Origin of the sequence: Streptomyces sp. NPDC047079 (assembly GCF_040643755.1) — a bacterium.
Lineage (GTDB): Bacteria > Actinomycetota > Actinomycetes > Streptomycetales > Streptomycetaceae > Streptomyces.
In genome coordinates, this window is the sequence record NZ_JBEYUZ010000037.1 from 17,914 (window position 1) to 40,819 (window position 22,906).

Consider the following 22,906-nt stretch of genomic DNA (forward strand, 5'->3'; position numbering starts at 1 on the left):
GGCAGCGGCGTTCTCCGAGCCCGGCAGGGCGCCGGACCGGCCGGCCGTCGCCGGCTCACATCCAGTCGTCGGGCCCCGGGTCGCCGCCCGACGCCGCCGTGGCGAGCCGGTCGACATAGTGCACCCAACCCTCCTCGTGCGCGGCGCACGCCTCCGGGGAGGGCAGGTCCCGGTGGACCAGGCGCAGCAGGGTGCCGGCGGCGACCGGCTCGAGGGTGATCTCCACGGTGGTCGAGCCGGGCGGCACGGGCATCCCGCCCTCCGCCCAGCCCCAGGTGAAGACCACCCGGGTGGGCGGGTCGATCTCGACGAAACGGCCCTCCGCGACGTTCTCACCGGTGACGGTCGTCCGATAGGCACCACCGGGCTCGAAGCTGAACTCGCCGTCCTTGCCCATCCAGGACAGCCACTTGTCCCGGTCGGTGAAGAAGGAGAACACCGTCTCGGGGCGGGCAGCGATAAGCCGTTCCACCGTGACCACGTTCGCGTTCAAGGGCTCTCCCCTTCGGAGTCTCCGGCCCCCTCACGCTCCGCCCGCTCGGCCGCCTCCGCCAGGTCGGCCAGTGTGTCCAGCTTGGGGGCCCACGTCGACCGAAGGTAGTCGGCCAGTGGGCCCATGGCCTCACGGTCGGCGCGGTAGAAGCGCTTCTTGCCTCTTGGCGAGCGTAACCAGGCCGGACTCCCGCAGCACCTCGAGGTGCTGCGGGACGGCTCCGAAGGTCACCTCGAACCGTTCGGCGATCTCGCCCGCGGCCAGCTCCGCGTCCCAGAGTGGACTCAGGGCATCCGCGCGGCGGAACTCACCCGGGAGGCCGACGGGGGCGGCTTCGGCGTCGGCCTCGAGCGCAGAGTTCTTCAGCCGACGCGGACCGCTCATCCCCGAGCACTGCGCGACGGCTGCCGCGAGGGGAAAGCTCACCGTCGAGTTTCCTGCCCTGTGGCGGTCCTCTCATCCGTACGAAAACAAACTCCGGTACCACGGAGACACACCGTCGTACGACCCTGGAGAGACGTCATGTGCACGCACCTGCCTCCGTGCCCGTCGGCCGACCGCCCCGACCACGACGCCGCGGTGATCGTCCGCGCCCATCCCGAGCAGGGCTGGTGTGTTAACTGCACCTTCTTGAGGTCGTTGGGCACTGCGATGTCCGACTGCCTGAGGAGTTCTGTGTGACGTCGCACCTGCGCAACCAGCTGATGGAGGGGCGGGCTGTCCTGCCCCGCGTCGGCTCGGTCGTTCAGCTGGAGACCCAGCATCCGCCGTACGCCGTACTCGACCCCGCTGGAAGCCCGGTCGAGTCGGTGACCCCCTACCTGCGGGACCTCGCTCTGAACGACAACAGCCCAGCAACCAGCCGTAGTTACGCTAATGACCTGCTGCGGTGGTTCCGGTTCCTGTGGCTTCTGAACGTGACCTGGGACAGGGCGACGGAAGGGGAGGTGGCGGTGATAGTGGGATGGCTTCGTTCGGCACCGAACCCTCAGCGCCGCCGCGCCCGGCCGGACGCGCCGCAGCCCGGCTCCGTCAACCCCCGCACCGGCAAGCGGTACCTCAGAAGGACCTCCTCCTGCGCCGCAAGCGGGCCCAGGAGGAGCACTGGCTCGGCGAGGTAGAAGGCATCGACTCGACCCTGACCTTCCTCCGCGCCAAACAGGCCGAAGCCGCCCGCCTCACCAAGAGACCCACCACCGACCTCGGCAATCCCCGTCCACGCCCCGAGGAGAGCCAGTGATCCCCAACGAACCACGATCTGGGGCGCAGAGAAGCGTCAAGCAGCCCAACCGCCACTCCGACGGCCGGGTAGCGGACCAGGGACTCCCAAGGCCCAAACTCATCCCCCATGCCGGGCAGGGCTTGTCCAGTCACATGCGCCTAAGCCGCGAGACTCGACCGCGCCCATGTCCCGTCCTCCGTGAGGTACGTATCCACCTTCAGGCCCACCTCTTCGAGAGCCCCCTCGAACTGCTCCTTCGTCAGCGGCCGGGACACGAACGTCTGGGTCCATGTGGCGTCCGGAAATTCATACTCCGCATACACCGAGTTCGCCCCATCACCAGTCGGCTCCGCCGACACGATCCGCATCGTGAAACCGCTGGGGTCGACACGCTCACGCGGCACGTTCGTGTGCCAGTCCTCACCCTCCCGTTGGATCAGCACGCAGCCGCCCGACGCGAGGTGCCGGACGCAGGTACGCAGCAGCGCACGCCGCACTTCGACGTCTCCGGTGTGCACGAGGAACGACGCAAGCATCACCACGTCGAACGTCTCGCCCAGGTCGAGGTCCTCGATCGCGCTGCGTATCGCACGTGCCCCGCGAATGCGATCGAGCATCTCCTGGGACTCGTCCACAGCAGTCACCATAAATCCCCGCTCCAGGAGCGGGTGGGTCACGCGCCCCACACCACAACCCAGCTCCAGGATGTGCGCACCCGGCGACACGGCACCGGCGACGATGTCCGGCTCGGCCCCGACCGGCAGCCGAGAGTACAACTCGACCGCGCAGCCGTCCGGCGTGATTACCCCGGGCCCGGTCCCCTGATGTCCCGCTCGCTTATTCAGCTCCATGCCTGTCCAACGGTCCGGGCCACACCGCAGTTTCCCTACCCCGCCTGTTTCCGCGTCGGACTCGGAGCGGGAAACACCTCCGCAGAGCGCACCCCTGCGGAGGAAGTCCGCAGCGAGATGGAGAAGCCGCACACCCATCTGGGTGAAGTGCAGAGAAGGAACCTGCTGTGCAACGGCACCATCGTCTTCGACGACACCGGCGAACTGCTCCCGGACGGGAGGGCGGTGGCGCCGCTGCGCGCGGGGCAGAGGACCGGGGCCTGACCCGGCGGGTCAGGCCGCCGGTGCCGCACGGCCCAGCCGCTCCAGCCGCTCGGGGTCCGACATGATGTAGATACCGGTGATCCTGCCGTCCACGACGGTGACGCCCATGACCGACATGAGCCGGCCCTCGGGCGCTGTGACCAGCCCGATCGCGCCGTTGACCAGGGCGAGCCGGGCGTACTGGGAGTACTGCCGGAACATGAGCGCCCCCTTCGCCACGGTCGACGCACCGCGCGCCACCTTGGAGGCGGCCACACCGGAGACCAGGGGGCCGGAGTCGGCTCGCAGCACGACATCCGGGTCGAGGACGGCGACCAGGGCGTCGAAGTCACCGGCGCGCGAGGCCGCGAGGAACGCCTCCACCGCCTCGCGCTGCCGTCGCGGATCCGGATCGGACGCGGGCTCGGCGCTCTGCACCCGGCGGCGGGCGCGGCTGGCGAGCTGCCGGGTCGCGGCGGACGTGCGCCCCACGATGGCCGCGATGTCGTCGAACGGCACGGCGAACATGTCGTGCAGGACGAAGGCCAGCCGCTCGGCGGGCTCCAGTGTCTCCAGCACGACAAGGAGGGCGAGCCCGACCGAGTCGGCGAGCAGCACCTCCTGTTCGGGATCGACGCGCTCCAGGGGCGTGACGACGGGGTCCGGGACGAAGGTGTCGGCCATGGGTTCCTCCCGGCGCGCCGTGCGGGAGCGCAGCATGTCGAGGCAGATCCGGCCGACCACGGTGGTGAGCCAGCCGGCGAGGTTCGTCACCTCGCTCACGTCGGAACGGCTCAGCTTCACCCAGGTCTCCTGCACGGCGTCCTCGGCCTCGCCCAGTGAGCCGAGCATCCGGTAGGCAACGGCTCTGAGATGCCCGCGCTGCGTCTGGAAGCGTTCGGCCAGCAGTTCCTTGTCGTCCATCGATCCCCGTTTCGTGAAGTGGTCTGTGTGGGCTTTCGGACACGTCGAAGCACGGGTTCCGGCCCCCCCGGAGCCGTGGCCGACTAGCGGCCGAAAAGCTCGAACGCCACCGCCGGTCCGCCACCGAACCGCTCGCCCACGGCCTCGGTCTGGGAGGTCAGGAAGGACCGTGCGTATGTCTCCGGGTCCTGGTCGGTCAACGCCTCGATATACGTACGGTGTTCCAGCAGGGACCGCACCGCGCGCTCGAGGCCCGGTGCCGCCTCCTGGCCCTGTTCTCCCGAAGCTGCGGCGAAGTGACAAGTAGCTCTCCGTAATCAAAGTGACGCTGGGTCAGGGATAGCGGGACGGGGTCCGGGAACTTCGCCGACCTGAAGGGCGGCGAAGTCGGCGTGGGCCTGTTCGACGGCTTCCGGGTACGCCCCGCGCTTGGCGTGCTCGGCCAGCGCCCGATAGATGCTCGCCACCGAGGAGTTCTGGCCCGGCCCTTGGGGAGTACGGGAACGGGAATTAGCGGTAGCGGCTGACACGGTGCCACCGTCACCGAGCCTCTTCCATGGTCGCCGTGCGTGGGCCGGGGAGTTCGCCGGCCTGAAGGGCGGCGAAGTCGGCGTGGGCCAGTTCGACGGCTTCGGGGTACGCCTCGCGCTTGGCGTGCTCGGCGAGCGCCCGGTAGATGCTGGCGACGGAGGGGTTCTGTCCCTTGCGTTTGCCGGTGGGGATGATCAGGTCCGGTTGGATCTGCTCGACGGACTCGCCGAGTGCCCGGCGCCGCAGCACGGTGTGCAGCATGTCCTCGGTGATGACCGGGGGCCGGCCGCCGTGCTTGCCCTTGCGGGCCGCGGCGTCGAGCCCTTCCAGGGTCGGCTCCCGGATGTTCTCCCGTTCCGTCTCGGCCATCGCCGCGAAGAATGCGAACAGCAGCCTGCCGTGGCCGCTGGGGTCGTACATCCCCGCGAGCGGTCCGGCGAGCATCTCCAGCACTAGGCCGTGGGCGGACAGGTGGTCGGCGAGCGCGGTGAGTTCGGCGGCGTCGCGGCCAAGTCGCTTCATCTCGTACACGGTGAGGATCACCCGACAGTGCGGGGCGTGGGCCTTGATGTCGCGGGCGGTGGTGAGGGCGGCCTCGAACTGGGGGCGGACCCGTACCCGGGTGCTGATCTTCTCGGCGAAGATCTTGTCCCGTGGGATGTTCTTGGCCGCGAGTGCGTCGAGCTGGGAGTCGAGTTCCTGGCCGAGGGTCGAGCAGCGTGCGTAGCCGATCCGAATGTCGGCGGTCGGCGTGTCGGGGTCGATCGGCGCAGGAGGCGGGGTGCCGGGCCGCCACGGTTGTCCCGGTCCGCGGTCGGCCGGGGTCGGCACCCGCAGGAGCTTCGCGAGCCGGGGCACTTTGGTGAAACGGCCGGTGTGGTAGGTGCCGGCGACCGCGCCGCCGCGCGAGCGGCAGGGTGATCCACGCTCGGCGCCGCAGCGCGGGCACGGGTGGCGCTCGATGTCGTCCGCATCGGACCGGGGCGCGGTGTGAGGGTCCGATGGGTCGGGATTTTCGCACAATGCGACTCTCACAAGGGGGTCGCCCCCGCTTTTGAGTGAGAACGAGTTGTGCGATCCGATCCGGGGGTCCGGAGGACCGTCCCGACCCCCGGGTGGTCTCGCTCTGGCAAAGGACCGTTTATGAGAGTTCGGGCCACGTTGCTTCGGCCGGCGAGCTTCGGTAACTGAGATGCTTGGTGTTCAGCGAGGTGGCGTTACCAGGCCGATCTCGTAGGCCGTGATGACAAGTTGGACCCGGTCGCGGGCTTCGAGTTTGGTGAGTAGCCGCGCTATGTGTGCCTTTGCGGTGGCCACGCTGATGTAGAGGTGGGCGGCGATCTCGCTGTTGGACATGCCGCGCCCGACGAGGGTCAGTACCTCGCGTTCCCGCTCGGTGATGTTCCCGACCGGTCGTGGATGCGGGGCTGGTTCGGGGCGGGCGGCGAACTCTGCGATCAGGCGGCGCGTGACGCTCGGGGCGATCAGGGCGTCTCCGGCGGCGACCACGCGGATCGCCCCGAGGATGTCGTCCAGTGCCATGTCCTTGACGAGGAATCCGCTCGCACCCGCTCGGAGCGCACCGTAGATGTACTCGTCGTCGTCGAACGTGGTGAGGATAAGGACGCGCGTCGCTCCAGCGGCTGCCGTGATCAGCCCGGTGGCTTCGATGCCGTCCATGCCTGGCATGCGGATGTCCATCACCGCCACATCGGGCTCCGTGTTCCGGACCAGTTGGACCGCTTCGGCGCCGGTTCCGGCCTCTCCCACGACGTCGATGTCGGGCGCGTCGGCCATCAGGACGCGCAGACCGCTGCGGACCAATGGCTGGTCGTCGGCGAGCACGACGCGGACCGTCATGAGATGTGCACACCTTCGGAGAGGGGGAGCCGGGCTGCCACGCGAAAGCCGCCCTCGGGTCGCGGCCCGGCGGTGAACTGGCCGCGTAGCAGGTTGACGCGTTCCCGCATTCCGGTGATGCCGTATCCGGTGCCGGAGGTGGAGCCGCCGCGGCCATCGTCGGCGACCTCGATGGTCAGTTCGCCGTCTTGGTAGCCGATGGTGACGCGGCAGTCGGGGGTGTCCGCGTGGCGTACGACGTTGGTGAGGGCTTCCTGCACGATCCGGAAAGCGGCCAGGTCGATATCGGGGGGTAGGGGCCGTCGTTCTCCGAGCCATCGCACGTCGACATGGATGCCCGCGTCCTTCGTTGACGCGGTCAGCCGGTCGAGGTCGGCCAGCCCCGGGGCAGGCTCGCGCGGCGCGGCCTCCGCCCCAGGGCCCGGTTCGGTGCGGCGCAGTGCGCCCAGGGTGCGCCGCAGCCCGGCGAGGGTTTCCCTGCTGGTGTCTTCGATGGTGGCCAGCGCGTTGCGGGCCTCGTCCGGCTGTGTGTCGATGACCCGGCGGCCCACGCCTGCCTGGATGGCGATGACGCCGATGCTGTGCGCGATCATGTCGTGCAGCTCACGGGCGATCCGGAGCCGTTCGGCAGCGACGGCCTGGGCGGCGGTCTGCGAGCGCAGTGCCGCGGCGTGCTCTCGGCGTTCGCGAACCGAATGGCCAGTCATCCAGGCGGCGCCAAGGGCGAGGAGGAGGACCACGACCGTGCGGGCGAAGCCGTCCGTCCCGGTCCCGAGGCGTGCGGCAAAGGCGACTTGTACGCCGAGCGTCGTGATGGCAGCGGTGACCGCGATGCGGCGAGGCCGGGTGGCCACGATGTATCCGATGGCGAGGTCGTTCGCCAGAACCAGCAGATACACGACCTGCCAGAACGGGGTTGTGGTCGCCGTGATGTACGTACCCAGGAGCATCAGTGCCAGGGTCGGCAGTGGGCGGCGGCGCAGCAGTCCGAGAGGCAGGACCGTGACCGCGGCCGCCGAGACGGAGGGCAAGCCGGGGGAGTCGAAGGGCGTGCCGCGTGCTGCGAAGAACAGTGCGAAGGGGTAGGCGATCGCCCCGCACCAGGCCAGAGCCGCCCGCGCGGCCGGCCGCAGGTGCCAGGACAGCAGGGGACGCGGCTTGGCGGACATGGGGCGATCGTAATCGCCTGACCAGCGGCGGAACATTGGCCCGTGGGCGTACGCCCACGGGATACCAGGCGTCCCGCGAGTGCAGCCGACGGGCCGATGCCGGACGGACGCTCTCCCCGGCACCGTTGGCCGGGTGATCGAAGTCAACGAACTGACCAAGCGATATGGCAAGGCCACTGCCGTCAAGGGCCTGACTTTCACCGTGCGTCCCGGGCACGTCACCGGGTTCCTCGGTCCCAACGGTGCCGGCAAGAGCACCACGCTGCGCATGCTCCTCGGCTTGACCGAACCCACCAGCGGCACCGCCACCATCGACGGTCACCTGTTCCGGGACCACCCGCGCGGCCTGCGTCACGTCGGTGCCCTGCTCGACGCCCATGACGTCCATGGCGGTCGCAGCGCAGTGGCCTATCTGTCCGCCCTGGCCCGCAGCAACGGTATCCCGCGGAGCCGGGTGGACGAGGTCCTTGAGGAGGTAGGACTGGCTCCTGCGGCCCGGCGTCGCATCGGCGGGTTCTCCCTGGGCATGAAGCAGCGGCTCGGCATCGCCACGGCTCTGCTCGGCGACCCTCCGGTACTGCTGTTCGACGAGCCGGTCAACGGCCTGGACCCGGAGGGCGTGCGGTGGGTACGCGGCCTGTTCAGGCGACTGGCCGCCGAGGGGCGCACCGTGTTCGTCTCCAGCCACCTGATGAGCGAGATGCAGAACACCGCCGAGCACCTGATCGTCATCGGCCGGGGTGAGCTGATCGCCGACGAGAGCGTGGCGGAGTTCGCGGCCCGCGGAACCCGCCAGAGCGTGACCGTGCGGACACCCGACAGCACCGCGCTGGCAGCTGTGCTCGAAGCCGAGGGCGCTTCGGTACAGCCGGACGCCTCGGGCGCAGAGGAGTGGCTCACCGTGACCGGCCTGAGCGCGGCCCGCATCGGGGAACTTGCCTCCCACCACCGCATCGTGCTCCTTGAGTTGGCCACCCGCACCTCCTCGCTGGAGGAGGCGTTCATGGAACTCACCGCCGACAGCGTCGAATACCTCGCAGGAGAATCCCGATGACCTCGACCACCACACAGCAGACGGGGGTCTCGACCGCCGTGCGCGCCGCCGAGCCCGGCGCCCGCTTCCGGGACCTCCTTGCCGCCGAGTGGATCAAACTCTGGTCGCTGCGGTCTATTTCCTGGGCGTTCGGGGTCAGCGCGCTGGTCATCATCGCCATCAACATCAGCGCGGCCGTCGCGGACTACAACAACTGGCCGACCTACAACGAAGGGATCCGGGCCCTCTTCGTTCCGATCTGGGCCATGCGGGACGCCTTCACCATCGGCGCCTGCATGGTCCTGATACTCGCCACTGGCAGCATCGGCGCCCTGACGGTCGTCGGCGAGTACAGCAGTGGACAGATCCGCACGACTTTCGCGGCGGTACCGGCCCGCCGATCGGTCGTAGCGGCCAAGATGGCCGTCGTGACGGCAGTCATGCTCGTCTACGGCACGGTCGTCGCGGGAACCTCGTTCGGCGTGACACAGGCCATCCTGTCCGGTCGGGGCATCGGCCTGTCCCTCGGCTACCCCGGCGCGCTCCGCGCCGTCGCGGCGTCCGCTCTGCTCGCTCCGGTGTGCGCGCTCGTCGGGATGGGCCTCGGTGCCCTCATCCGGCACACCGCAACCACCCTCGTGACGTTCACCGGCATTCTTCTGCTGCTGCCGTTCCTCCTCAACGACCGCCACCGCTGGTCGTCCGCCATCCTTCACGCGCTGCCCCGCAGTGCGTGGGAACGACTGGTGCAGATGGGCGACCCCTTCGGATCGGCCCCCTACCCGGCGACGATCAGCGGGTCGTGGATCGTGTACGCGGCTTGGCCCCTCGCCGCAGCAGTCGTCGCTGTGGTCGCCGTCCGCCGGCACGATCTGTGAGCACGCAGGGGCCTGGCTGCCATAGATGTACACACCTCGCCCTCGCCGCCGCGGCGTCCACGGTGCCCGGCCCCCGTACGGATCATCGCGGCGACCTCCGAGGCCGAGCAGGACTTGAGCTGGCTGTAGACGCACAGCGACTTCTTCTCGACGTGCCAGTAGATCATCACGCCGGGGCCGCGGTACCGCTGGTGCCACTCGGTCATGAAGTTCGAGCTCCAGGAGCCGAACTTCTTGGAGTCGCTCGCGCAGGCGGTGCCCTCGCCCCACCACGCGGCCTCGCGAGCGGCGAAGGTGGCGTTGACCAGCCGCACCAGCGCCGCGCGCAGAGTCCTGACAAGCACACCCCAGATCCGCTACAGAGAGCTACTTGTCACTTCGCCGTAGCTTCGGGAGAACAGGGCCTCCAGGCGTGGGTCGGCGTCGAGGAACCGGCGACGGCGACCCAGCGGACGCCGATCGCCGCGGCGCAGCCGTACTCGAGGCCGTCGGGATGGGCGACCACGGCGAGAGCGCGCCGCCAGTCGTCGGCCATGGGTTCGAGCTGGTCGTTCCGCGGCTCCTTCATGGTCGCAGGCTAGCGGCGACTGCCGCGGCCGGTGGGGGGTGCCGGGGAACTCCTCGCGGACCAGGGCTGGGAAGCGGCGGGGAACTGCCCGTGGATCGGGGCGAGCAAGGCGCCGGCCCCGGTCCACCGGTCCGGTCCTCGGTCAAACCTCGTCCCGCGACAGCGCCAGCAGGCGGTCGAGGACGCGGGGGCCGCCCGCGCGGACGCCGTCGTGTTCGAACTCGTCCGTCACCCAGGTGCGCAGGCCGCGGATCGAGCGGGCCGTCTCCAGGGCGTGGGCGGTTTCGACGTACATGTCGTCGTGGTAGACCGCCGCCGCCACCGGCACCTCGTTCGCGGCGAGGCGGGCGCGGTCGTACAGCGGCGTCCAGTCGGTGCGCTCGGCGAGCAGGTGCGCGGTCTCGCGCAGGGGGCGAAGCGCCGGGTCGGTCTCGAACATCCAGGGGTGCACGGACTCGCCCGTGAACAGCACCCGGCCGTCGCCCGCGAGTGCCTTCTCCGCGTCGAACTGCGGGAACTGCGCGCGTACCCGCTCCGCGGACCAGGCGGTGGGGCGGTCGTCCTGGCCGTAGATCGCCTCGTGGACCAGCGCGTACAGCGGGTGGCCCGCGTACGACAGGAGGGCCTGTACCTCCTCCTGGAAGGCGTCCGAGAGCGCGGGTCCCCGGGCGGTGCGCACGAAGGCGTTCTCGAGGAGGAAGTGGAGGCGGTGGCTGCCCTCACCGCCGCCGAGGAGGATGCCGAGGGACTGGAACGCCTCGACGGTGAGCCGGTAGCCGCCGTTCAGGACGGGCTCGTGCTGGAGCAGGTACTCGGCGATACGACGGGCGCGTTCGACGTCCTGCGGGTAGCGGGCGTAGTGGGCGGCGACCTTGCGTTCGATCCGGGGGTAGGCGGCCCGGTAGACGTCGTCCGCGTGTGCGTCGAGGGAGGGCAGCCCACCGGTGATCAGGGCGGCACGCAGGCCCTCGGGGGCCGTGGAGAGGTAGTGCACGGCGCAGAAGCCGCCGAAGCTCTGCCCGAGGACCGTCCAGGGGGCGCCGCCGGTGAGCTGGGGGCGGATGGCCTCGCAGTCGCGGACGATGGAGTCGGCACGGAAGCGGACGAGGTAGTCGGCCTGCTCGCGGGGCCCTCCGCGCAGCGGGAGCGTCTGGCGGTTGGCGGGCGTGGAGGCTCCGGTGCCCCGCTGGTCCAGGAGCAGCACGCGGTGCTCCTCCAAGGCGCGGCCCAGCCACGCCTGCTTTCCGATGAAACGATTCGCCCCGAAGCCGGGACCGCCCTGGAGATACACCAGCCAGGGCAGGTCGGCCCCCGCCTTGTCGCTGGCGACGGCCTCCCGTGCGTACAGCTCGATCGTCTCCCCGTCGGGGGTGTCGTGGTCGAGGGGCACGATGAAGCGCCGGTCGGTGAGGACGACACCGGGGTGACGGTAGCTGAGACTCAATGGGGCTCCCGGGACGGACGGATGCAGGACGCGTGCCAGTTCAGCACATGGTCGGGCGGCTTCCGCCCCCGGGGATCGAGAAGCGCTTACCGACCGGCCGCTCAGCCGGTGTCGGACATCCCTACGACGAACCCGCCGCGCTCGTCCAGGATGCGTCGTAGACGGCGACGGGTGTTCCCGTCAGCCGGTCCAGGAGCCGTTGGAGACTCGGGGTGAGGTGCGCGGGCACGGTGTCCGGGCCCGGCGGCGTCAGTCCCGCGAGCCGGAAGAGGTGCTCGCGCTCGGTTCCCCTCGGCCGCCGGGCCCTGCACAGGGCTTCGACGACCTGGGCGGAGGGGTGGATCGCGCGGCCCTGTTCGAGGCGGGTGACGTAGTCGACGGAGATCCCGGCCGGCAGGGCCAGCTCCTCGTGGAGCAGCCCGGGCGCGCCGCTGCCCGCCGGAGGGCAGCCCGGCCGCCTCGGGTCGGACGCGGGTCGCGCCAGCGGCACACCGCCTTGCCGAACTCCGCCGTCGCCATGCCGACCGGGGTGCACCGAGGGAGGGGACGTCTTCCTGGTACCCGTGGTCGCAGGAAGAGGGGACCCCTGGCTGTGCGGGAGGTCGCGCATCACTCTTGAGGCATGACGACAACACTCATCACCGGGGCCAACAAGGGCCTCGGATTCGAGACCGCCCGCCGACTCGTCGAGGCGGGGCACACCGTCTACCTGGGAAGCCGGGACGCCGAACGCGGACGCAGGGCCGCCGAGCGGCTGGGCGCGCGGACGGTCCTGCTCGACGTCACCGACGACGCCTCCGTGACGGCCGCGGCCAAGACCATCGAGGCCGACGGCGGACTGGACGTCCTGGTCAACAACGCCGGTATCGAAGGCCGGACACCGGACGGAGGCGTGATCGGCGCCGCGGAGGCGACCGCCGACGTGATGCGGACGGTGTTCGAGACGAACGTCTTCGGTCTGGTTCGCGTCACCCACGCCTTCCTGCCGCTGCTGCGGCGCTCGGCCGCCCCCGTGGTGGTCAACGTCAGCAGCGGCCTCGCCTCGCTGACCAGGGTCACCGCCGCGGGCACGCCCACCTACGGCTATCCCGGGGTCGCCTATCCGGCGTCCAAGGCGGCGGTCAACATGGTCACGGTGCAGTACGCGAAGGCGTTCCCGGACATGCGGATCAACGCGGTGGAGCCCGGCTACACCGCCACGGACCTGAACCACCACACGGGCACGCAGACCGTCGAGCAGGGCGCCGAGATCATCGTCCGCATGGCACTGGTGGGCCCGGACGGCCCAACCGGGGGCTACTTCGATGCGGAGGGCCCTCTTCCCTGGTAGGGACGCGTACGGGGTAAGGGCACGTACGGGCGCTGCGCGAGGCGGTGTTGGTGCCATGGCGCCGCGCGCGACGGTATGAGTGCCATGGCACCGTTGTGAGACGGTGAGTGCCATGGCGCCGCGTGAGTGGACGGTCCGCGCACCGAGACCCGACGACCGTGGAAACGGCGCCGCGGGGTGATACGGCGCGGTGGCTCGACACGGAGCGCCGGCCCGCCGCGCCGTGAGACGGGGTCTCCCCCAGGCCGCGTCCGCCGATTACCCTGCACTCATCGGATGATCCACCCCGAGGAGCCGCGATGCGTGTCGCTCTGTTCCTGACCTGCGTCAACGACACGCTCTATCCGGATACCGGGCGTGCCGTAGTCAAACTCCTGACCAGGTTGGGCGTCGAGGTCGACTTTCCGTCGGCGCAGACGTGTTGCGGGCAGGCCCACTACAACACCGGCTACCGGCATGAGGCTGAGCCGCTCGCAGTCCAGTTCTCCGATGTATTCGGGGGGTATGAGGCGATCGTGACCCCGTCCGGGTCCTGCGCGGCGATGGTGCGGGAGCTGTATCCGCGGATGGGGGAGCGGGCACGGGCCGAGGGCCGCGGCGACACGCTGGCGGCCACGGTGGCGCCCGTCGTCCCGAAGACGTACGAACTGACGGAGTTCCTGGTGGACGTGCTGGGGGTGACGGACGTCGGGGCGTACTACCCCCATCCGGTGACCTACCACCCCACGTGCCACGGGCTGCGCAGCCTCCGGCTCGGCGACCGCCCGGTGCGGCTGCTCCGGGCCGTGAAGGGACTGGACCTGATCGAACTGCCCGGCGCGGAGGAGTGCTGCGGCTTCGGCGGCACCTTCGCCGTGAAGAACCCCGACGTCTCGGCGGCCATGGGCGTCGACAAGGTGCGCAGCGCCGAGTCCACGGGCGCGGAAGTGCTCTGCGCGGCCGACAACTCCTGTCTCATGCACATCGGCGGCACGATGGCGCGGCTGCGCGTCGGCATGCGGCCGGTGCACATCGCGGAGATCCTGGCGAGCACGGAGGAGGAGCCGCTGGGTATGAGCGTCGTCGACCGGGTGAAGGGGCGCAGCGCATGAGCGGGACGTTCGTCGGGATGCCGGCCTTTCCCGAGGCCGCTCGGGAGGCCGTCGCCAATCCGACTCTGCGCGGGAACCTGCGGCACGCCACGCACACCATCCGCGCCAAGCGGGCCAGGGCCGTCCGTGAGGTGCCCGACTGGGCGGAGCTGCGGGAGGCGGGCAGGCGGATCAAGGACCATACGCTGCGCCATCTCGACCGCTATCTGGTGCAGTTGGAGGAGGCGGTCACGGCGGCCGGTGGCACCGTCCACTGGGCCGTTGACGCGGACGAGGCCAACCGGATCGTCACCCGACTCGTCAAGGCGACCGGCGAGTCGGAGGTCGTGAAGGTCAAGTCCATGGCCACCCAGGAAATCGGCTTGAACGAGGCGCTCGAGGCCGAGGGGATCCGGGCGTACGAGACCGATCTCGCCGAGCTGATCGTGCAGTTGGGCAAGGACCGGCCGTCGCACATCCTGGTCCCGGCCATCCACCGCAACCGCGGCGAGATCAGGGACATCTTCCGCTCGGAGATGGGCGCGTGGGGCCGCCCGGCTCCCGAGGGCCTCACCGATTCGCCGGCCGAACTCGCCGAGGCGGCCCGGCTGCACCTGCGCGAGAAGTTCCTGCGCGCCAAGGTCGCCGTCTCCGGTGCGAACTTCATGGTCGCGGAGACGGGCACGCTGGTGGTGGTCGAGTCGGAGGGCAACGGGCGGATGTGCCTCACCCTCCCCGAGACGCTGATCTCGGTCGTCGGCATCGAGAAGATCGTGCCGACCTGGCGGGATCTGGAGGTCTTCCTTCAGACGCTGCCCCGCTCCTCGACGGCCGAGCGGATGAACCCGTACACGAGCATGTGGACGGGCACCACGGACTCCGACACGGCGGACGGCCCCCGGACCTTCCATCTGGTCCTGCTGGACAACGGGCGCACCGACACGCTCGCCGACCAGGTCGGCCGCCAGGCCCTGCGCTGCATCCGCTGCTCGGCGTGTCTCAACGTCTGCCCGGTGTACGAGCGGGCGGGCGGCCACGCCTACGGCTCGGTGTACCCGGGACCGATCGGCGCCATCCTCAGCCCCCAGCTCCGGGGTGCCGACAACGCGATCGACGCCTCGCTGCCCTACGCCTCCTCGCTGTGCGGCGCCTGCTACGACGTGTGTCCGGTCGCCATCGACATCCCTGAGGTGCTGGTGCATCTGAGGGAGCGGGTCGTGGAGGGCGGGGCCGCGACACGGGCGGGGAACAAGGTCGTGCTGAGGCCGGCGAAGGGACACGCCGCCGAGCGGGCGGCGATGCGGGCGGCGCGCTGGGCGTTCAGCCACCCCGGGGCACTGCGCGCCGGCCAGCGCCTGGCGTCGCGCTCCCGCCGCTTCCATCCGCGGACGCTGCCGGGCCCCGGCAGGGCGTGGAGCGCGAGCCGGGACCTGCCGGCGGTGCCCGCGGAACCGTTCCGCGACTGGTGGCAGCGCACACGCGGAGGGAAGGAGGCGCAGTGAGCGGCAGCAGGGATCTGATCCTGGGCCGGGTGCGGCGCGCGCTGGCGGACGTGCCCCAGGACGACACGCCGTACGAGCAGGCCGTTCCCCGGGACTATCAGGAGCGGCACGGCGAGCGCTCCCCGGCGGAGACGGTGGATCTGCTCGCGGAGAACCTCGCGGACTACCGGGCGATCGTGCACCGGACGGACGCCCCGGGACTGCCGTCGATCCTGGCCGGTCTTCTCGCGGCGCGCGGCGCGCGGACCGTGCTGGTGCCCGCGGGACTGCCGTCCCACTGGCTCAGGGGCGTCGAGCAGGTTCCCGACCGGGCGGAGAGCACCCCGCACGAACTCGACCGCGTCGACAGCGTGGTCACCGGCTGCGCGGTCGCGATCGCCGAGACCGGCACCCTGGTGCTGGACGCTTCCCCGGACCAGGGGCGCCGCCGTATCACCCTCGTACCCGACCACCACATCTGTGTGGTGCGGGTTCCGGGCCAGGTCGTGTCGTCCGTGCCGCAGGCCCTGCGTCGGCTCGCCCCGACACGCCCGATGACCTGGATCTCCGGTCCGTCCGCGACCAGTGACATCGAGCTGGACCGCGTCGAGGGGGTGCATGGTCCGCGCACCCTGGAGGTCGTGCTGGTGAGCGAGGAGTGACCGGCGCCGTTAGCGTGAGGGAATGATCCGGTTCGAGCAGGTCACCAAGCGGTATCCGGACGGTACGACGGCCGTCGACGGCCTGTCCTTCGAGATCGCCGAGGGCGAGCTCGTCACGCTCGTCGGACCGTCCGGCTGCGGCAAGACCACCACGATGATGATGGTCAACCGGCTGATCGAGCCGACCTCGGGGCGGATCTTCGTGGGCGGCGAGGACGTCGCGACCGTCGATCCGGTACGGCTGCGGCGCCGCATCGGTTATGTGATCCAGCAGATCGGGCTGTTCCCGCACCGGACCGTGCTCGACAACACCGCGACCGTGCCCTGCCTGCTCGGCTGGAAGAAGGCGAGGGCACGGGCGCGCGCGGCGGAACTGCTCGACCTGGTGGGCCTGGACCCGAAGACGTACGGGCCGCGTTATCCGGACCAGTTGTCCGGCGGTCAGCGGCAACGGGTGGGGGTGGCGCGGGCGCTGGCCGCCGATCCGCCGGTGCTGCTGATGGACGAGCCGTTCGGCGCGGTCGACCCGGTGGTGCGGGAGCAGTTGCACGAGGAGTTCCTGCGGATGCAGACGGCCGTGCGCAAGACGGTGCTGCTGGTCACGCACGACATCGAGGAGGCGGTCGGGCTCGGTGACCGGGTCGCGGTGTACGGGCAGGGCCGCGTCGAGCAGTTCGACACGCCCGGGGCGGTGCTGGGCAGACCCGCGACGCCGGGCGTCGCCGCGTTCGTGGGCGCGGACCGGGGTCTGAAGCGGCTGTCGGTGACCGAGATCGAGCCGAGCGACCTGGAGCAGCCGCCCGTCGCACGGCTGGACGAGCCCACCGGTCGGGCGGCGGCCCGGCTGCGCGCACAGGGGGCGCGCTGGGCGGTCGTGCTGGACACCGCCGGCGATCTGCACGGCTGGGCCGGCGTCGAGGAGCTGGCCGGGGGCGGCCTGGTCCGCGACCACGCGCACCGGATGAACTCCTGGGTACCGGTGGGCGCTCCGCTGAAGCAGGCGTTCGGGGTGATGCTCCAGCACGACGCCGGATGGGTGGCGGTGCTGGACGGGACACGATTTCTCGGGGTTCTGACCCCGGCCAAACTCCATGAGGCCCTGCGCCGCTCGGTGGACGCGGACGCGCGGGGCGTCTCCCGGCGGGAGGTGCCGTACGAGTCGGTGGCGGACGCGTGAGAAGCCTCGCCGTCGGCGCGTCCGGCCGGCCGACGGCGTCGGTGCCCCGTCACTTCAGCAGGCCCTTGTCCTCGAGATAGGCGCGGGCCACGTCCTGCGGGAGCCGCCGCCGACGGTCGACCCGTTCGTTCATCGACGCGAGATCCCTGGTGGTGAGAACGGAGTTGAGGGCGCCGAGTGCCTTGGTGACGCGTGCGCCGCCCGCACGGGAGCGGCTCACGACCGGGACGATGTAGTCCGCGTTCTGGAGATGTCTGTCGTCGGCGAGCAGGACGAGCCCGAACGCGTCCAGGGTCGCGTCCGTGGTGGTGGTCAGCACCATCTGGTCCCGTCCGCTCTGCACGGCCCGTTTGGCCTGGGTGGTGCCGACGCCCTTGGGGTCGACGCCGGTGACGTCGATGCCGTACACCTTCCTCAACCCCGGTGCGCAGTACGGTCGTCGTACGCACTCGTCGCCTGCCGCGAGCCGCACTCTCACGCCGGACCTGCCGAGGTCGCTCAGCGTCTTCAGGTGGTGCTCACGGGCGTACGCCCCGGTCACCGCGAAGGCGTTCTGGTCGACCGCCCGGCCGGGAGCGAGCACGGCGAGACCGCGGGGCGCAGCGAGCCTGCGCAGGGCCTTCATCGTGGTGTCGAGGTCCGGCGAACCGACGGGAGGAGCGTCGGGGCCGTGGGTCCTGGCGTTGAGCCAGTCCGCGAAGGTGGCCGCGTACTCGGGGACGACGTCGATCTGCCCCGATTCCAGGGCGGGTTCGTACAGCTCCCGGTTGGCGACGGTGATCATGGACGTCTTGTAGCCGGCCTGGTCCAGGAGCAGTGTGTACATGTGGGCGAGCAGGTCGCTCTCGGTGAAGCCGGCCGAGCCGACCGTCAGATGGCTGCTGTCGCCGGGCGGCGCGGTGACCCGGTCCCGGGTCTCCAGGGACGGGCCGGTGGCGCAGCCGACGAGGAGGAGCAGGCACGCGGCCACCGCGCACCGTCTCATCGCGAGCCTTCGGCCCGGAGCGGGACCAGCCGCTCGACTGCCTCGAAGACCCCCTCCACGGTCAGTGCCAGCGCCGCCACCAGGAGCGCACCGGCCACCACCTGCGGCGTGCTCGCCAGGTTGAACCCGGCGGTGATGATCCGGCCGAGTCCGCCTCCGCCCGCGAGCGCGGCGATCGTGGCGGTCGCGACGAGCTGTACGGCGGCGATCCGCACCCCGTTCAGGACCATCGGGAGCGACAGGGGGAGTTCCACGCGGAGCAGCGTCTGCCGGCCGGTCATCCCCATCCCCCGCGCCGCCCGCACCACACTGCGGTCGACCTCCCGCATGCCGACGTAGGTGTTGGTCAGCAGGGGCGGTACGGCGAACAGGACGAGGGCCACGACGGTGGGCCCCTGCCCCCAGCGGCCGAGCGGGGTGAGCAGCAGAAGCACCAGCACGGCGAAGGTGGGCACGGCACGGCCGACGTTGGAGATGTTGACGGCGAGCGCGCCGCCCCTGCCGAGGTGGCCGAGGACCAGCGCAATCGGCAGGGCGATCGCACAGCTGATGATCAGACAGCTCACGGTGAGGAGGACATGCTGCGTCAGCCGGTGCCCGATGCCGTCGTCGCCCGCCCAGTGAGCGGGGTCGGTCAGCCAGTGCCAGGCCTCGCCGAGGGTCCTCATCCGCGTGCCGCCCTCGCCCAGGGTGTGATCAGCCACTGCACGCCGAGCAGCAGCAGATCGGCGGCCACGGCGATCAGCACGCACAGCACGGACGCGGTCAGCACCTGCGCCTTGAAGTACGTGTTCATGCCCGCGTAGATCAGGTTGCCGAGTCCGCCGAAGCCGACGATCGCCCCGACGGTGACCAGGGAGACCGCGGAGACCGTCGCGATGCGGAGCCCGGCCATGGCGGCGGGCAGGGCGAGCGGGAGTTCCACGGTGAGCAGCAGCCGGATCGGGCCGTATCCCATGCCGTGGGCGGCCCGTCGGGTCTCCTCGGGGACTGCGCGCAGTCCCGCGAGGATGTTCCGGACGAGCAGGGTGAGCGAGTACAGGACGAGACCGGCGACCACCAGCGCCGGCGACAGCCCGTACAGGGGCAGGAGCAGCGAGAACATCGCCAGGGACGGAATGGTGTAGAGGACCGTGGTGACGGCGAGCACGGGCCCGGCGACCCCGCCCCAGCGGCGCGCCAGCAGGGCCAGTGGCACGGCGATGACGAGACCGATGAGCACGGAGGCCACGGTCAGTTGCAGATGCTGGGCCACCGCGTCGAGGAGGATATGGCGGCGGGTGCGCAGATAGGCGCCGCAGATCCACTCGTTGCGGGCGAGACAGTCGTTCGGGGGCGTGGTCACGCCTCCATTGCACCGGGTGGACGAGGAGGCCCGCAGGTCGTGGTGACCCGTCCGGGGCGCGGCGGCGTCCGGCGTCGCCGCCGACAGGTTTCCCGGCCGGGACCGTGCCCCAGGGGTCCGTCCGCTTCGCCGACGGGCCCGGTCAGGAGTCGCCGCCGGAGGGACGGCCCTCGGCGGTTTTGCGGTTGGCGTGCGGACTCGGGGTGATCGGGTCGCCCGCCCCGCCGGTGTCCCGGCTGGTGTCGGTGTCGTCCTCGAGCTCCTGCTGCTTCGCCTCATCGAGAAGCTCTTCGGTGGCGGTGCGGGTCGGCTTCTTGCGCCAGGGCAGGCGCTCCAGGAGAGTACGCATGGCGGCCGGGTACCCGGAGATCGTCCGTCCAGACGCGGTCGTCATCCGGCCGGACGCGGTCATCGCGGGACGGCTGGACGCAGTCAGCGCGGGACCGCCTTCACAGGAAGCGGCGGAATGTGGACCTTCGGTCACGCGTGGGCGTGCCCGTTCAGTGCCCGTGCCACCACCTTCAGGTCCGAGACGAGACCCGCGTACGCGGCCTCCCGGTCGTCGGCGCGCAGGATCGCCGAGGGGTGCACGGTCGCAACGACATACTGCTCCTCGTCGGCGTCGGGCATCGTCAGCAGGCTCCCCCGGTCCTTGGTCACCCGGAACGAGGGGCCCAGCAGCGCCTTGCCCGCGGTGGCGCCAAGGGCCACCACGACCTCCGGGCGGACCAGGTCCAGTTCCGCTCGCAGCCAGGGCTTGCAGGCGCTCAGCTCACGCAGGCTCGGCGTCTTGTGGATGCGCCGCTTGCCGCGTTCGGGAACGACGGTGAACTTGAAGTGCTTGACCGCGTTGGTGACGTACGCCGCGCCCCGGTCGATCCCCGCCTCCGTCAGCGCCTTGTCCAGCAGCCGGCCGGCCGGTCCGACGAAGGGCTCGCCCTGCCGGTCCTCCTGGTCGCCGGGCTGCTCTCCGACCAGCAGGACCCGCGCCGAGGTGTCTCCCTTGCCGAACACGGTCTGGGTGGCGTTCTCGTACAGGGGGCAGCCCCGGCAGTTCGCGGCCGCGCGCCGGTAGGCGTCGAGCCCGCCACCGTCCGGAAGGAAGGGGGTCGCGTCGTAGGCGTTCCCCCCGGCGTCGTCGGAACGGCTCATGCCTGCCTCACCTCCGGGCCCGCTGTGCCGATCGGGTCCCGGGGTACCCCTCCCTCCGGTTCGCACACCCCCGACGGAGTGGCGATGACGGCGTTTCGAGCCGGAGGGAGAGTCGATCGAAGAGTTGTCCGTCAATATCCTTGCGATCCGGCGCCGTTGCCCTCTGGGCAGCGTGTTTCAAATACCCTCTCCCGGATAGTCCGGAAGGAGCGGCGCACTGCCAAGCCGTTCCCGGGAGGGTTCGGCAGTGAGCCCGCCCGCAAATGGCCGTCCGGTCGACGAGTCGCCGTGCCGGGCGGCCGGATGCGATCCGGCCCGATGGGCGGGATGGCCGGTCACCGATTGAGGCGAGGGCAGGATCGCCACTGTCAGCCGGTATCGGTGAGCGCCTCCTCGCGTACGCGTGCGCAGCATCCGCTGAGCAGGCGAGAGACGTGCATCTGGGAAATACCGAGTTGGTCCGCTATGCGGCTCTGGGTCATCCCGCGGAAGTAGCGCAGATAGAGGATGGTGCGCTCACGTTCCGGCAGTGATCGCAGACATGGCTTGACGGCCTCACGGTCGACGATCAGGTCGTACCCGGAGTCGGAGGCGCCCAGGGCGTCACCGAGGGCGTATCCGTCGTCGCTGCCCGCGACCTCCGCGTCCAGGGACAGGGCGGTGAAACTGTCCATGGCCTCCAGGCCCACGCGGACGTCCTCTTCGCTGAGGTGTGCGTGCTCGGCGATCTCGGCGACCGTCGGGCCGTGTCCGGGGGTCTCCTGGGACATCTCCTTGACAGCCGTCCGGACCCGGTTGCGCAGGTCCTGGACCCGGCGGGGCACATGCAGGACCCACATGTGGTCGCGGAAGTGCCGCTTGATCTCGCCGGTGATGGTGGGGATGGCGTAGCTCTCGAAGGCGTACCCCCGGTCCGGGTCGTAGCGGTCGACCGCCTTGACCAGACCCAGTGCCGCGACCTGGCAGAGGTCCTCGACCGACTCGCCCCGGCCTCGGTAGCGCCGGGCGATGCGATCGGCCATCGGCAGCCACGACCGGACGATCTCGTCGCGCAGGTTCCGGCGCTCGGGTCCCTCGGGCAGCTCGCGCAGGAACGCGAAGGCGTCGGTGGTGTCGGGGGCGTCGTCATGGGGGTGTTGCTTCGACTTGGCCGTGATGCGCATGGTGCTTTCAACTCCCTGAAGGGGCTGACTGGGCAGTCACCGTGGGAGGCCGTGCACACAGACCGCGCGGGGAGCCACACACCCGGGATCTGGTGGGCCAGTTACCACGGAGGTGCCTCCTGTCCGAAGCACTCATAACGAGCCATTCCCGACTTTTCGGGCACCAAACCGTTTACGAGAGATATTTCGTTGGTCACCGGCGTGACTCCCGGCAACTCCGTCGTTCCGAAAAGTGACAGGGAAAATGCGCCGGAGGAGAGGAAACGAGTGCGGGGCGGATTTTATGCACCGGGGGAATTCCCGGCGCATTTATCGGCCCCCGTCGGAGGGACCCCGGCGACGGGACGCAGCCAGAGGGTGGCGAGCGGTGGGAGCGTGAGGCGGATGCCTCGCCCGGGGCCGACCCCGGGCGTCACGGGGCCGGGGTTGCGTACGTCGCTGCCGCCGTAGCGGGCCGCGTCGGTGTTGAGGACCTCGTGCCAGGCCGGCACGTCGTCGGGCACGTCCAGGCGGTAGTGGTGGCGGACGACGGGCGAGAAGTTCGACACCGCCAGCAGGGGCGTGCCCTCCTCGTCGAAGCGCAGGAACGCGAACACGTTGTCGTCGGCCGCGTCCCCCACCACCCACTGGAACCCGGACGGGTCGGTGTCGCGCTGCCACAGGGCCGGAGTGCGGTGGTAGACCGTGTTCAGCTCGCGGACCAGGTCGCGCACGCCCCGGTGGTCGGCGGCGGCGCCGTAACCCGCGTCGAGCAGCCACCAGTCGGGGCCGTGCGCCTCGGACCACTCGGATCCCTGGGCGAACTCCTGGCCCATGAAGAGGAGTTGCTTGCCCGGGTGGGACCACATGAAGCCCAGGTAGGCGCGGAGGCCGGCGCGCTGCTGCCACCAGTCGCCGGGCATCTTCGACACCAGCGACCGCTTGCCGTGCACCGCTTCGTCGTGGGAGATGGGCAGGACGTAGTTCTCGCTGTAGGCGTACACCATCGAGAACGTCATCTCGTGATGGTGGTACTTGCGGTGTACCGGGTCCTTGGACACATAGACGAGCGAGTCATGCATCCAGCCCATGTTCCACTTCAGTCCGAAACCCAGTCCGCCGTGGTCGGTGGGGCGGGTGACTCCGTCCCAGGCCGTGGACTCCTCGGCGATCGTGATCACCCCGGGGCAGCGGCGGTAGACCGTGGCGTTCATCTCCTGAAGGAACGCGACCGCGTCCGGGTTCTCGTTCCCGCCGTGCTCGTTCGGCCGCCACTGGCCGTACTCGCGTGAGTAGTCCAGGTACAGCATCGAGGCGACCGCGTCCACGCGCAGGCCGTCGATGTG

General features: G+C 70.5%; 25 protein-coding genes and 6 pseudogenes. 11 read left to right on the top strand and 20 right to left on the bottom strand.

Going from position 1 to position 22,906, the window contains the following annotated elements:
• Positions 1-55: 55 nt before the first annotated feature.
• The 3 genes from ABZ823_RS28475 to ABZ823_RS28485 are packed head-to-tail and all read right to left on the bottom strand — an operon-like array spanning position 56 to position 919.
• Positions 56-493 carry an SRPBCC domain-containing protein gene (locus ABZ823_RS28475; RefSeq protein ID WP_361665720.1) on the bottom strand — a complete coding sequence of 146 codons (438 nt, stop codon included), beginning with the start codon at positions 491-493 and terminating at the stop codon, positions 56-58.
• Positions 490-618: a hypothetical protein gene (locus ABZ823_RS28480; RefSeq protein ID WP_361665721.1), complete on the bottom strand. Its 129-nt coding sequence runs from the start codon at positions 616-618 to the stop codon at positions 490-492. Before ABZ823_RS28480 ends, ABZ823_RS28475 begins: the two co-directional genes overlap by 4 nt.
• Positions 619-622: 4 nt before the next feature.
• The gene (locus tag ABZ823_RS28485) at positions 623-919 is read right to left on the bottom strand and encodes an ArsR family transcriptional regulator (RefSeq protein ID WP_361665722.1); all 297 of its coding nucleotides are present in this window, start codon (positions 917-919) and stop codon (positions 623-625) included.
• Between the two features lie 96 nt (positions 920-1,015).
• Between ABZ823_RS28485 and ABZ823_RS28490 the strand changes: the two are divergent.
• The 3 genes and pseudogenes from ABZ823_RS28490 to ABZ823_RS28500 all read left to right on the top strand — a co-directional run.
• A pseudogene (locus ABZ823_RS28490) lies at positions 1,016-1,117 on the top strand (DUF5999 family protein); the annotation flags it as partial.
• 80 nt (positions 1,118-1,197) lie between these two features.
• Positions 1,198-1,416 (top strand): annotated as a pseudogene (locus tag ABZ823_RS28495) (site-specific integrase); the annotation flags it as partial.
• A gap of 41 nt (positions 1,417-1,457) precedes the next feature.
• Positions 1,458-1,733, top strand: a complete 276-nt coding sequence (locus ABZ823_RS28500; RefSeq protein ID WP_361665744.1) for a recombinase — start codon at positions 1,458-1,460, stop codon at positions 1,731-1,733.
• Between the two features lie 140 nt (positions 1,734-1,873).
• On the opposite strand, the gene ABZ823_RS28505 is transcribed toward ABZ823_RS28500, so the two are convergent.
• The gene (locus tag ABZ823_RS28505; protein ID WP_361665723.1) at positions 1,874-2,566 is read right to left on the bottom strand and encodes a methyltransferase domain-containing protein; all 693 of its coding nucleotides are present in this window, start codon (positions 2,564-2,566) and stop codon (positions 1,874-1,876) included.
• A 117-nt stretch (positions 2,567-2,683) separates the two neighbouring features.
• Between ABZ823_RS28505 and ABZ823_RS28510 the strand changes: the two genes are divergently transcribed.
• The gene (locus ABZ823_RS28510) at positions 2,684-2,830 is read left to right on the top strand and encodes a DUF5999 family protein (RefSeq protein ID WP_361665724.1); all 147 of its coding nucleotides are present in this window, start codon (positions 2,684-2,686) and stop codon (positions 2,828-2,830) included.
• A 9-nt stretch (positions 2,831-2,839) separates the two neighbouring features.
• On the opposite strand, the gene sigJ is transcribed toward ABZ823_RS28510, so the two are convergent.
• From sigJ to ABZ823_RS28535, 5 genes and pseudogenes are all read right to left on the bottom strand, one after another.
• Positions 2,840-3,733, bottom strand: a complete 894-nt coding sequence (sigJ, locus tag ABZ823_RS28515; RefSeq protein ID WP_361665725.1) for an RNA polymerase sigma factor SigJ — start codon at positions 3,731-3,733, stop codon at positions 2,840-2,842.
• Positions 3,734-3,816: 83 nt separating this feature from the next.
• Positions 3,817-3,999 (bottom strand): annotated as a pseudogene (locus ABZ823_RS28520) (PIG-L family deacetylase); the annotation flags it as partial.
• 274 nt (positions 4,000-4,273) lie between these two features.
• The gene (locus ABZ823_RS28525; protein ID WP_361665726.1) at positions 4,274-5,095 is read right to left on the bottom strand and encodes a recombinase family protein; all 822 of its coding nucleotides are present in this window, start codon (positions 5,093-5,095) and stop codon (positions 4,274-4,276) included.
• A 372-nt stretch (positions 5,096-5,467) separates the two neighbouring features.
• Positions 5,468-6,124 carry a response regulator transcription factor gene (locus ABZ823_RS28530; RefSeq protein ID WP_361665727.1) on the bottom strand — a complete coding sequence of 219 codons (657 nt, stop codon included), beginning with the start codon at positions 6,122-6,124 and terminating at the stop codon, positions 5,468-5,470.
• Positions 6,121-7,293, bottom strand: a complete 1,173-nt coding sequence (locus ABZ823_RS28535; RefSeq protein ID WP_361665728.1) for a sensor histidine kinase — start codon at positions 7,291-7,293, stop codon at positions 6,121-6,123. The genes ABZ823_RS28530 and ABZ823_RS28535 overlap by 4 nt, the downstream gene beginning before the upstream one ends.
• Before the next feature lie 133 nt (positions 7,294-7,426).
• On the opposite strand from ABZ823_RS28535, the gene ABZ823_RS28540 reads away from it, so the two are divergent.
• A complete protein-coding gene (locus tag ABZ823_RS28540; RefSeq protein WP_361665729.1) occupies positions 7,427-8,347 on the top strand; it encodes an ABC transporter ATP-binding protein in 921 nt (306 codons plus the stop codon).
• A complete protein-coding gene (locus tag ABZ823_RS28545) occupies positions 8,344-9,204 on the top strand; it encodes an ABC transporter permease (protein ID WP_361665730.1) in 861 nt (286 codons plus the stop codon). The genes ABZ823_RS28540 and ABZ823_RS28545 overlap by 4 nt, the downstream gene beginning before the upstream one ends.
• A gap of 80 nt (positions 9,205-9,284) precedes the next feature.
• Here ABZ823_RS28545 and ABZ823_RS28550 read toward each other — a convergent pair.
• The 4 genes and pseudogenes from ABZ823_RS28550 to ABZ823_RS28565 all read right to left on the bottom strand — a co-directional run.
• Positions 9,285-9,533: pseudogene (locus ABZ823_RS28550) on the bottom strand (Tn3 family transposase); the annotation flags it as partial.
• 128 nt (positions 9,534-9,661) lie between these two features.
• A pseudogene (locus ABZ823_RS28555) lies at positions 9,662-9,772 on the bottom strand (PIG-L family deacetylase); the annotation flags it as partial.
• A 142-nt stretch (positions 9,773-9,914) separates the two neighbouring features.
• The gene (locus tag ABZ823_RS28560; protein WP_361665731.1) at positions 9,915-11,216 is read right to left on the bottom strand and encodes an alpha/beta fold hydrolase; all 1,302 of its coding nucleotides are present in this window, start codon (positions 11,214-11,216) and stop codon (positions 9,915-9,917) included.
• 142 nt (positions 11,217-11,358) lie between these two features.
• A pseudogene (locus tag ABZ823_RS28565) lies at positions 11,359-11,735 on the bottom strand (helix-turn-helix transcriptional regulator); the annotation flags it as partial.
• Between the two features lie 103 nt (positions 11,736-11,838).
• On the opposite strand from ABZ823_RS28565, the gene ABZ823_RS28570 reads away from it, so the two are divergent.
• The 5 genes from ABZ823_RS28570 (at position 11,839) to ABZ823_RS28590 (ending at position 16,936) form a co-directional block, all read left to right on the top strand.
• Positions 11,839-12,546 (top strand): SDR family oxidoreductase, encoded by a 708-nt coding sequence (locus tag ABZ823_RS28570; RefSeq protein WP_361665732.1) that lies wholly within the window; start codon positions 11,839-11,841, stop codon positions 12,544-12,546.
• Between the two features lie 299 nt (positions 12,547-12,845).
• Positions 12,846-13,637: a (Fe-S)-binding protein gene (locus ABZ823_RS28575; protein WP_361665733.1), complete on the top strand. Its 792-nt coding sequence runs from the start codon at positions 12,846-12,848 to the stop codon at positions 13,635-13,637.
• Positions 13,634-15,118 (top strand): LutB/LldF family L-lactate oxidation iron-sulfur protein, encoded by a 1,485-nt coding sequence (locus ABZ823_RS28580; protein WP_361665734.1) that lies wholly within the window; start codon positions 13,634-13,636, stop codon positions 15,116-15,118. The genes ABZ823_RS28575 and ABZ823_RS28580 overlap by 4 nt, the downstream gene beginning before the upstream one ends.
• Positions 15,115-15,759 carry an LUD domain-containing protein gene (locus tag ABZ823_RS28585; RefSeq protein WP_361665735.1) on the top strand — a complete coding sequence of 215 codons (645 nt, stop codon included), beginning with the start codon at positions 15,115-15,117 and terminating at the stop codon, positions 15,757-15,759. Before ABZ823_RS28580 ends, ABZ823_RS28585 begins: the two co-directional genes overlap by 4 nt.
• Before the next feature lie 22 nt (positions 15,760-15,781).
• Positions 15,782-16,936, top strand: coding sequence for an ATP-binding cassette domain-containing protein (locus ABZ823_RS28590; RefSeq protein ID WP_361665736.1), 1,155 nt, complete (start codon positions 15,782-15,784; stop codon positions 16,934-16,936).
• A 49-nt stretch (positions 16,937-16,985) separates the two neighbouring features.
• Here ABZ823_RS28590 and ABZ823_RS28595 read toward each other — a convergent pair whose 3' ends face one another.
• The 7 genes from ABZ823_RS28595 to glgB all read right to left on the bottom strand — a co-directional run.
• Positions 16,986-17,921, bottom strand: coding sequence for an ABC transporter substrate-binding protein (locus ABZ823_RS28595; protein ID WP_361665737.1), 936 nt, complete (start codon positions 17,919-17,921; stop codon positions 16,986-16,988).
• Positions 17,918-18,589 carry an ABC transporter permease subunit gene (locus ABZ823_RS28600; RefSeq protein WP_361665743.1) on the bottom strand — a complete coding sequence of 224 codons (672 nt, stop codon included), beginning with the start codon at positions 18,587-18,589 and terminating at the stop codon, positions 17,918-17,920. The genes ABZ823_RS28595 and ABZ823_RS28600 overlap by 4 nt, the downstream gene beginning before the upstream one ends.
• Positions 18,586-19,266, bottom strand: a complete 681-nt coding sequence (locus ABZ823_RS28605) for an ABC transporter permease (RefSeq protein ID WP_361665738.1) — start codon at positions 19,264-19,266, stop codon at positions 18,586-18,588. The genes ABZ823_RS28600 and ABZ823_RS28605 overlap by 4 nt, the downstream gene beginning before the upstream one ends.
• A 142-nt stretch (positions 19,267-19,408) precedes the next feature.
• A complete protein-coding gene (locus ABZ823_RS28610; RefSeq protein ID WP_361665739.1) occupies positions 19,409-19,615 on the bottom strand; it encodes a hypothetical protein in 207 nt (68 codons plus the stop codon).
• A gap of 131 nt (positions 19,616-19,746) precedes the next feature.
• On the bottom strand, positions 19,747-20,418 hold the full coding sequence (locus tag ABZ823_RS28615; RefSeq protein ID WP_361665740.1) for a UdgX family uracil-DNA binding protein: 672 nt from the start codon (positions 20,416-20,418) through the stop codon (positions 19,747-19,749).
• 368 nt (positions 20,419-20,786) lie between these two features.
• Positions 20,787-21,581 (bottom strand): SigB/SigF/SigG family RNA polymerase sigma factor, encoded by a 795-nt coding sequence (locus ABZ823_RS28620; RefSeq protein WP_361665741.1) that lies wholly within the window; start codon positions 21,579-21,581, stop codon positions 20,787-20,789.
• Positions 21,582-21,862: 281 nt separating this feature from the next.
• Positions 21,863-22,906: 1,4-alpha-glucan branching enzyme (glgB, locus tag ABZ823_RS28625; protein WP_361665742.1), on the bottom strand; the 1,044-nt coding region annotated here is incomplete at its 5' end.

Excerpts from the sequence above, each read along its gene's own strand:
- ABZ823_RS28480 (WP_361665721.1), bottom strand. The coding sequence starts at position 618 with ATGGGCCCACTGGCCGACTACCTTCGGTCGACGTGGGCCCCCAAGCTG.
- ABZ823_RS28500 (WP_361665744.1), top strand. The coding sequence starts at position 1,458 with ATGGCTTCGTTCGGCACCGAACCCTCAGCGCCGCCGCGCCCGGCCGGA.
- ABZ823_RS28505 (WP_361665723.1), bottom strand. The coding sequence starts at position 2,566 with ATGGAGCTGAATAAGCGAGCGGGACATCAGGGGACCGGGCCCGGGGTA.
- ABZ823_RS28510 (WP_361665724.1), top strand. The coding sequence starts at position 2,684 with ATGGAGAAGCCGCACACCCATCTGGGTGAAGTGCAGAGAAGGAACCTG.
- sigJ (WP_361665725.1), bottom strand. The coding sequence starts at position 3,733 with ATGGACGACAAGGAACTGCTGGCCGAACGCTTCCAGACGCAGCGCGGG.
- ABZ823_RS28530 (WP_361665727.1), bottom strand. The coding sequence starts at position 6,124 with ATGACGGTCCGCGTCGTGCTCGCCGACGACCAGCCATTGGTCCGCAGC.
- ABZ823_RS28535 (WP_361665728.1), bottom strand. The coding sequence starts at position 7,293 with ATGTCCGCCAAGCCGCGTCCCCTGCTGTCCTGGCACCTGCGGCCGGCC.
- ABZ823_RS28545 (WP_361665730.1), top strand. The coding sequence starts at position 8,344 with ATGACCTCGACCACCACACAGCAGACGGGGGTCTCGACCGCCGTGCGC.
- ABZ823_RS28570 (WP_361665732.1), top strand. The coding sequence starts at position 11,839 with ATGACGACAACACTCATCACCGGGGCCAACAAGGGCCTCGGATTCGAG.
- ABZ823_RS28575 (WP_361665733.1), top strand. The coding sequence starts at position 12,846 with ATGCGTGTCGCTCTGTTCCTGACCTGCGTCAACGACACGCTCTATCCG.
- ABZ823_RS28580 (WP_361665734.1), top strand. The coding sequence starts at position 13,634 with ATGAGCGGGACGTTCGTCGGGATGCCGGCCTTTCCCGAGGCCGCTCGG.
- ABZ823_RS28590 (WP_361665736.1), top strand. The coding sequence starts at position 15,782 with ATGATCCGGTTCGAGCAGGTCACCAAGCGGTATCCGGACGGTACGACG.
- ABZ823_RS28595 (WP_361665737.1), bottom strand. The coding sequence starts at position 17,921 with ATGAGACGGTGCGCGGTGGCCGCGTGCCTGCTCCTCCTCGTCGGCTGC.
- ABZ823_RS28600 (WP_361665743.1), bottom strand. The coding sequence starts at position 18,589 with ATGAGGACCCTCGGCGAGGCCTGGCACTGGCTGACCGACCCCGCTCAC.
- ABZ823_RS28610 (WP_361665739.1), bottom strand. The coding sequence starts at position 19,615 with ATGCGTACTCTCCTGGAGCGCCTGCCCTGGCGCAAGAAGCCGACCCGC.
- ABZ823_RS28615 (WP_361665740.1), bottom strand. The coding sequence starts at position 20,418 with ATGAGCCGTTCCGACGACGCCGGGGGGAACGCCTACGACGCGACCCCC.
- ABZ823_RS28620 (WP_361665741.1), bottom strand. The coding sequence starts at position 21,581 with ATGCGCATCACGGCCAAGTCGAAGCAACACCCCCATGACGACGCCCCC.